We start from the raw sequence: 6,185 nt of genomic DNA on the forward strand, positions 1-6,185 counted from the left end.
CCGTCGGGTGGGTCAGGAAGCGCGCGAGCGCAGCTCGTCGCGAATCTCCCGCAGCAGCTTCACGTCCTGCGGCTCCGGCGCGGGTTCGGCGGCCGCCGGCGCGGCTTCCTGCTCGCGGCGGATGCGGTTGATCGCGCGCACCATGAGGAAGATCACGAACGCGAGGATCGCGAAGTTCACGGCGACCGTCACGAAGTTGCCCCAGGCGAGCACCGGCACACCCGCCTTCTTCATCGCCTCGAGCGTCATCGGCACGCCCGCGGGCACGTCGCGCAGCGCGATGAAGTGGCTCGAGAAATCGAGCCGGCCGATCAGAAGGCTCACGACCGGCATCACGACGTCTCCCACGAGCGAGTCGACGATCTTGCCGAAGGCGCCCCCGATGATCACCCCCACCGCGAGGTCCACCACGTTGCCCTTCACGGCGAATTGCTTGAACTCGTGCAGCATGCCCATGGCGCGCGCTCCTTCTTGTTTCCGGTCGAGGCGCGATGTTAACGGCCACGCAACGCGGGCCCGGCGCGGCCGCCCGCATTGAATCCGGCGCAACCGCTCCGCTACAATCGCGGGTTGACCCTGATTCAGCAGAAACTTGAGGACTCCATGAGCAGCAACACCCCGGTGGATGCCAGCAAAAGAACCTGGCTGATCGCCTCCGGTTGCGTCGGCGTCGCGGGCGGCATCGCGACAGCCGTTCCCTTCGTGAGCAGTTTCGAGCCGTCGGAGCGCGCCAAGGCCGCCGGCGCTCCGGTGGAAGTCGACATCTCCTCCCTGCAGCCCGGCGAAAAGATGACGGTCGCGTGGCGTGGCAAGCCGGTGTGGATCCTGAAGCGCACGCCCGAGATGATCGCGTCGCTCAAGAAGACCGACTCGCTCGTGGCCGACCCGGACTCCAAGCGCACCGCGTTTCCCACGCCCGACTACGCGAAGAACGAGTGGCGTTCGCGCAAGGAAGATTTGCTCGTGCTCGTCGGCATCTGCACGCACCTCGGCTGCTCGCCCACCGACCGCTTCCAGCCCGGTCCGCAGCCGTCGCTGCCCGACGACTGGCAAGGCGGCTTCCTCTGCCCCTGCCACGGCTCGACGTTCGACCTCGCCGGCCGCGTGTTCAAGAACAAGCCCGCGCCCGACAACCTCGAAGTGCCGCCGTACATGTACCTGTCGGATACGCGCCTGCTCATCGGCGAAGACCAGAAGGCCTAGGAAGCACCATGGCTGAATTCAAGGAAATCTCACCGAACGCCAGCATGGGCGAAAAGCTCACGAACTGGTTCGAGAACCGGTTCCCGACGATGTTCTCCGAATACCGGAAGCACATGTCGGAGTACTACGCTCCGAAGAACTTCAACTTCTGGTATTTCTTCGGCTCGCTGTCGCTCCTGGTTCTCGTGATCCAGATCGTGACGGGCATCTTCCTCGTGATGCACTACAAGCCCGACGCTGCGCTCGCGTTCGGCTCGGTCGAGTACATCATGCGCGACGTGCCCTGGGGCTGGCTCATCCGCTACATGCACTCGACGGGCGCCTCGGCGTTCTTCATCGTCGTGTACCTGCACATGTACCGGGGCCTGATCTACGGCAGCTATCGCAAGCCCCGCGAGCTGGTCTGGATCTTCGGCTGCGCGATCTTCCTGTCGCTGATGGGCGAGGCCTTCTTCGGCTACCTGCTGCCCTGGGGCCAGATGTCCTACTGGGGCGCGCAGGTGATCGTGAACCTGTTCTCGGCGATTCCCTTCATCGGCCCGGACCTTGCCCTCCTGATCCGCGGCGATTACGTGGTGAGCGACGCGACGCTCAACCGCTTCTTCAGCTTCCACGTGATCGCGATTCCGCTCGTGATCATCGGTCTGGTCGCCGCGCACCTGCTCGCGCTGCACGACGTCGGCTCCAACAACCCGGACGGCGTGGAGATCAAGTCGGGCCCGAAGGATGCGGCCGGCCACCCGGTCGACGGCATCCCGTTCCACCCGTACTACACGGTGCACGACATCTTCGGCGTGGGCATCTTCCTGATGGTGTTCAGCGCGATCATCTTCTTCGCGCCCGAGGTTGGCGGCTATTTCCTCGAATACAACAACTTCATTCCCGCCGACCCGCTGAAGACGCCGCCGCACATCGCGCCGGTGTGGTACTTCACGCCGTTCTACTCGATGCTGCGCGCGACCACTGACGTGATGGTCTACGTGCTGTGCGCGGTGGTGGTGCTCGCGGCCATCGCGGCGCTGATCAAGGGCCGCCAGGGCACCATCGGCAAGATCGTGGTGGCGGCGGCCGCGGCGGTGGCCGTGGCGCTGCTGCTCACGTTCGACGCCAAGTTCTGGGGCGTCGTGCTGATGGGCGGCGCGGTCATCATCCTCTTCTTCCTGCCCTGGCTCGACGCGAGCCCCGCCAAGTCCATCCGCTGGCGGCCGGGCTGGCACAAGGCGCTCTACGGAATCTTCGTCGTGTTCTTCCTGGTGCTGGGCTACCTGGGCACGCAGCCGCCGTCGCCCTCGGGCACGCTCATTGCGCAGATCGGCACGCTCTACTACTTCGGCTTCTTCCTGCTCATGCCCTGGTGGTCGCGCATGGGTGAATTCAAGCCGGTGCCCGAGCGCATCACCTTCGCGCACTGACCCGGAGCCACGACGAAATGAAAAAGTTCATCCTGATCGTGATGATGGCCTTCGGCCTCGCGGCGGGCGCGCGCGCCGCCGAGGAAGGCTTCCACTGGGACAAGGCGCCCAACCTCACGAACGATCTCCCGGCGCTGCAAAACGGCGCCCGTCTGTTCGTCAACTACTGCCTGAACTGCCACAGTGCCGAGTTCATGCGCTACAACCGCATGCGCGACCTCGGGCTCACGGAGCAGCAGATCAAGGACAACCTCGTGTTCGGCGACGCCAAGGTCGGCGACATGATGAAGTCGGCGATCGATCCGCAGCAGGCCAAGGACTGGTTCGGCGCGAACCCGCCCGATCTTTCGCTCATCGCCCGCTCCCGTTCCGGCCATGGCGGCAGCGGCGCGGACTACCTCTACACCTACCTGCGCACGTTCTATCGCGATCCCGCCAAGCCCACCGGCTGGAACAACCTGGCGTTTCCGAACGTCGGCATGCCGCACGTGCTGTGGCAGCTCCAGGGTGAGCGCCAGCCCGAGTTCGAGCAGGAGGAAGAGCACGGCCAGAAGGTCGAGGTGTTCAAGGGCTGGAAGCAGGTGAGCCCCGGAACGATGACGACGCTGCAGTACGACGAGGCCGTGGGCGACCTGGTCGGCTTCCTCACGTGGATGTCCGAGCCGGCGCAAAATAGCCGCGTGCGGGTGGGCGTGTGGGTGCTGATCTTCCTCGGCGTATTCACCTTTTTCGCCTGGCGCCTGAATGCGGCCTATTGGAAAGACATTCACTAGGCCCCACCTGATCCAGTTGCGCCACACGGTCCGAGCGAGCGCCGGACCGTGTTTTCGCCTTTATCGCCTTTAGGAGCCCACCGCCATGATGGTGCTGTACTCGGGAACCACCTGCCCCTTTTCCCACCGCTGCCGCTTCGTCCTGTTCGAAAAGGGCATGGACTTCGAAATCCGCGACGTCGACCTGTACAACAAGCCGGAAGACATCAACGTGATGAATCCGTACGGCCAGGTTCCGATCCTGGTCGAGCGCGACCTGATCCTGTACGAGTCGAACATCATCAACGAGTACATCGACGAGCGCTTCCCGCATCCGCAGCTGATGCCCGGCGACCCGGTGGACCGCGCGCGCGTGCGGCTTTTCCTGCTGAATTTCGAGAAGGAACTGTTCGTGCACGTGTCGACGCTGGAGTCGCGCCACCTGAAGACGAACGAGAAGGCGCTCGAGAAGGCGCGCAGCCACATCCGCGACCGGCTCACGCAGCTCGCCCCGGTCTTTCTCAAGAACAAGTACATGCTGGGCGAGAATTTCTCGATGCTCGACGTCGCGATCGCGCCGCTGCTGTGGCGCCTCGACTACTATGGCATCGAACTGTCCAAGAACGCGGCGCCGCTCCTGAAGTACGCCGAGCGCATCTTCTCGCGTCCGGCCTACATCGAAGCGCTCACGCCGTCCGAGAAAGTGATGCGGAAGTAAGGCGTCCTGCACCGACGATGAACGCGCTGGAATCGACCTCCACCCGTCCGTACCTCATCCGGGCACTGTACGACTGGTGCACCGACAATGGCTTCACGCCGTACGTCGCGGTGCTGGTCGACGACACGGTGCAGGTGCCCCGCGAATACGTGAAGAACGGCGAGATCGTCCTGAACATCAGCTTCGACGCCACCTCGTCGCTGAAGCTCGGCAACGAGTTCATCGAGTTCAAGGCGCGCTTCGCCGGAACGGCGCGCGAGATCATGGTGCCCGTGAACCGCGTGATCGCCATCTACGCGCGCGAGAACGGGCAGGGCATGGCGTTTCCGGTGCCGGTGGCGTCGTCACCGGGAGAGGAGACAGCATCCGCGGGCAAGCCGTCCCCGCTCACGAGCGTGCCGGCGGCAGGCACGCACGGGGAGGAGGGCAAGGTGGTGCAACTGGTCAATCCGGAAGCGCCGCCCGGGGAGCCGGAACCGCCGCGTCCGCCCTCGGGGCCGAGGCCGGCGCTCAAGCGCGTGAAATAGCCGTGCGCCGGTCCTAGAATCGCCTCAGTCGTTGCCGCTCACCCAGGCGGCATGGCGCGCCGGTTTAGCTCAGTTGGTAGAGCAACCGCCTTGTAAGCGGTAGGTCATCTGTTCGAGTCAGATAACCGGCACCAGATCTCCGGGCGGCCTCACATGGTTGCGGATGCTCACGCGTGCGTTACCGGCTTGCGCGGCTCAGGCAATACGCAACATCCCTCAGTCGCGCGGCATTGGCCGGTGGGCGAGCACAGCGGTAGACTCGGACGCCATGAAGCTCGCCGATCCCGTCGAGGCCACGCTCACCTATTCCATCGTGGGGCCGCCGATGAGCGTGTCCCTCGGGCAGCGCGCCGGCCAGTCCGCGTACCAGCGCGAGGGCGTGCAGGTGGGCCTCGCCGAACGTTCGTACCGCATCACGCAGGGCTGGCGCGAATGGTGGACGCTGCGCACGGGTGACGAGTGGCTCGCCGTCGTGCGCGGGCGCCCGAGCCGGCTGCGCCTGTGGCTCGAGCGTCACGCGATGATGCTCGCGGGCGCGAGCCTCGCGCTGCTGGCCGCGGAGCTCGTCGCGGCCTGGATGATGCGCGCGGGCATGCTCTGATCCGCGCCGCGCGAAGTACGATGGAACGCTCCGACGACATCCTCACGATCGATCCGGTGGCGATGAACATCGTCAACCGCGTGGCGCCCGGCACCGAGATCCTCGGCCGCGTCGACTTCCATGGCGGCGTGCTGGTGCAGGGGCGGCTCGGGGGCGACATCTACGTGCGCGGCCCCGTGATCGTGCTGGGCGACGGCATGCTCACGGGCCGCCTGCGCGTGGAGGGCGATCTGTACGTGTTCGGCCGCGTCGGCGAAACGGCCGCCGCGCCCGACGATACATTGCTCGAATGCCATGGCACTCTCTACGTCGCGAGCACCGGCGTGACGACGGGAACATTGACGGCCTACCATCTCATCCTGTATGAAGGTGCCGACATCCGCGGCCCATTCACGACGGCGCGCCGCAACGAGCCGCCGAAGCAGGGCCTGACACTGGGAGAGCCCCCGGCGCACCGTCCGGTGAAGATACGCAACGCCTGACCCGGCGCGAGGAGCGAACATGTCCGACACGAACGAACCGGCCGAGAGTAGTCCCCACGAAGCGCGCGGCCCGCGTCCCGCGGTCGTGCCGCTCGGCAACCGCATGCCCGCGGCGGGGCGCAAACCGCCTGTGCTCGCTCCGCAGCGCGAGATGGCGCCCGCGCAGCGGGGCGAACCGCGCGAGCCGCCCCGCAGCGAAATCGCCGAGGGCCTCGGCTTCGCGGGCAATGCGCTGGTGAGCGGCGTCTGCACCGTGAAGGGCCGCTTCGAAGGCAACCTCGAGCGCGCGCCGGGCGCGAAGACTTCCGTCGTGGTGACCGAGACCGGGTTCGTGAAGGGCGACATCTGCGCGGACCAGATTTCCATCATGGGCCGCACCGAAGGCCTGCTGGATGCGACGGGCGGCAGCGTCACCCTGCACGAGTCCGCGAACGTGTCGGGCCACGTGCGCTACTTCCGCATCCAGGTGAATGGCAGCGACCTCAACGCC

Annotated in this window: 9 protein-coding genes and 1 tRNA gene; 9 read left to right on the top strand and 1 reads right to left on the bottom strand. The window is 65.9% G+C overall.

What is annotated here, in order from left to right; translation table 11 throughout:
* Positions 1–12: 12 nt before the first annotated feature.
* Complete coding sequence (mscL, locus tag VHA82_RS12565) at positions 13–456, bottom strand: large conductance mechanosensitive channel protein MscL (RefSeq protein WP_325544080.1); 444 nt, start codon at positions 454–456, stop codon at positions 13–15.
* A gap of 147 nt (positions 457–603) precedes the next feature.
* Between mscL and petA the strand changes: the two genes are divergently transcribed.
* The 9 genes from petA to VHA82_RS12610 form a co-directional block, all read left to right on the top strand.
* Complete coding sequence (petA, locus tag VHA82_RS12570) at positions 604–1,203, top strand: ubiquinol-cytochrome c reductase iron-sulfur subunit (protein WP_325544082.1); 600 nt, start codon at positions 604–606, stop codon at positions 1,201–1,203.
* 8 nt (positions 1,204–1,211) lie between these two features.
* Positions 1,212–2,615 carry a cytochrome bc complex cytochrome b subunit gene (locus VHA82_RS12575; RefSeq protein WP_325544084.1) on the top strand — a complete coding sequence of 468 codons (1,404 nt, stop codon included), beginning with the start codon at positions 1,212–1,214 and terminating at the stop codon, positions 2,613–2,615.
* A 17-nt stretch (positions 2,616–2,632) separates the two neighbouring features.
* Positions 2,633–3,388 carry a cytochrome c1 gene (locus VHA82_RS12580; protein ID WP_325544086.1) on the top strand — a complete coding sequence of 252 codons (756 nt, stop codon included), beginning with the start codon at positions 2,633–2,635 and terminating at the stop codon, positions 3,386–3,388.
* A gap of 85 nt (positions 3,389–3,473) precedes the next feature.
* On the top strand, positions 3,474–4,085 hold the full coding sequence (locus VHA82_RS12585; protein WP_325544088.1) for a glutathione S-transferase N-terminal domain-containing protein: 612 nt from the start codon (positions 3,474–3,476) through the stop codon (positions 4,083–4,085).
* Positions 4,086–4,102: 17 nt separating this feature from the next.
* On the top strand, positions 4,103–4,612 hold the full coding sequence (locus tag VHA82_RS12590) for a ClpXP protease specificity-enhancing factor (RefSeq protein WP_325544090.1): 510 nt from the start codon (positions 4,103–4,105) through the stop codon (positions 4,610–4,612).
* Between the two features lie 58 nt (positions 4,613–4,670).
* Positions 4,671–4,746 (top strand) — tRNA-Thr (locus tag VHA82_RS12595).
* Positions 4,747–4,880: 134 nt separating this feature from the next.
* A complete protein-coding gene (locus VHA82_RS12600) occupies positions 4,881–5,213 on the top strand; it encodes a hypothetical protein (RefSeq protein ID WP_325544092.1) in 333 nt (110 codons plus the stop codon).
* Between the two features lie 20 nt (positions 5,214–5,233).
* On the top strand, positions 5,234–5,695 hold the full coding sequence (locus VHA82_RS12605; protein WP_325544094.1) for a polymer-forming cytoskeletal protein: 462 nt from the start codon (positions 5,234–5,236) through the stop codon (positions 5,693–5,695).
* A gap of 19 nt (positions 5,696–5,714) precedes the next feature.
* The coding region (locus VHA82_RS12610) for a polymer-forming cytoskeletal protein (protein ID WP_325544096.1) at positions 5,715–6,185 on the top strand (471 nt) is incomplete at its 3' end.

The organism is Ramlibacter sp. (assembly GCF_035548915.1).
Lineage (GTDB): Bacteria > Pseudomonadota > Gammaproteobacteria > Burkholderiales > Burkholderiaceae_C > Ramlibacter.

Bases quoted from the DNA above. Each gene is read 5' to 3' on its own strand.
- VHA82_RS12575 (WP_325544084.1), top strand. From the start codon at position 1,212: ATGGCTGAATTCAAGGAAATCTCACCGAACGCCAGCATGGGCGAAAAG.
- mscL (WP_325544080.1), bottom strand. From the start codon at position 456: ATGGGCATGCTGCACGAGTTCAAGCAATTCGCCGTGAAGGGCAACGTG.
- VHA82_RS12580 (WP_325544086.1), top strand. From the start codon at position 2,633: ATGAAAAAGTTCATCCTGATCGTGATGATGGCCTTCGGCCTCGCGGCG.
- VHA82_RS12590 (WP_325544090.1), top strand. From the start codon at position 4,103: ATGAACGCGCTGGAATCGACCTCCACCCGTCCGTACCTCATCCGGGCA.
- VHA82_RS12600 (WP_325544092.1), top strand. From the start codon at position 4,881: ATGAAGCTCGCCGATCCCGTCGAGGCCACGCTCACCTATTCCATCGTG.
- VHA82_RS12585 (WP_325544088.1), top strand. From the start codon at position 3,474: ATGATGGTGCTGTACTCGGGAACCACCTGCCCCTTTTCCCACCGCTGC.
- petA (WP_325544082.1), top strand. From the start codon at position 604: ATGAGCAGCAACACCCCGGTGGATGCCAGCAAAAGAACCTGGCTGATC.
- VHA82_RS12605 (WP_325544094.1), top strand. From the start codon at position 5,234: ATGGAACGCTCCGACGACATCCTCACGATCGATCCGGTGGCGATGAAC.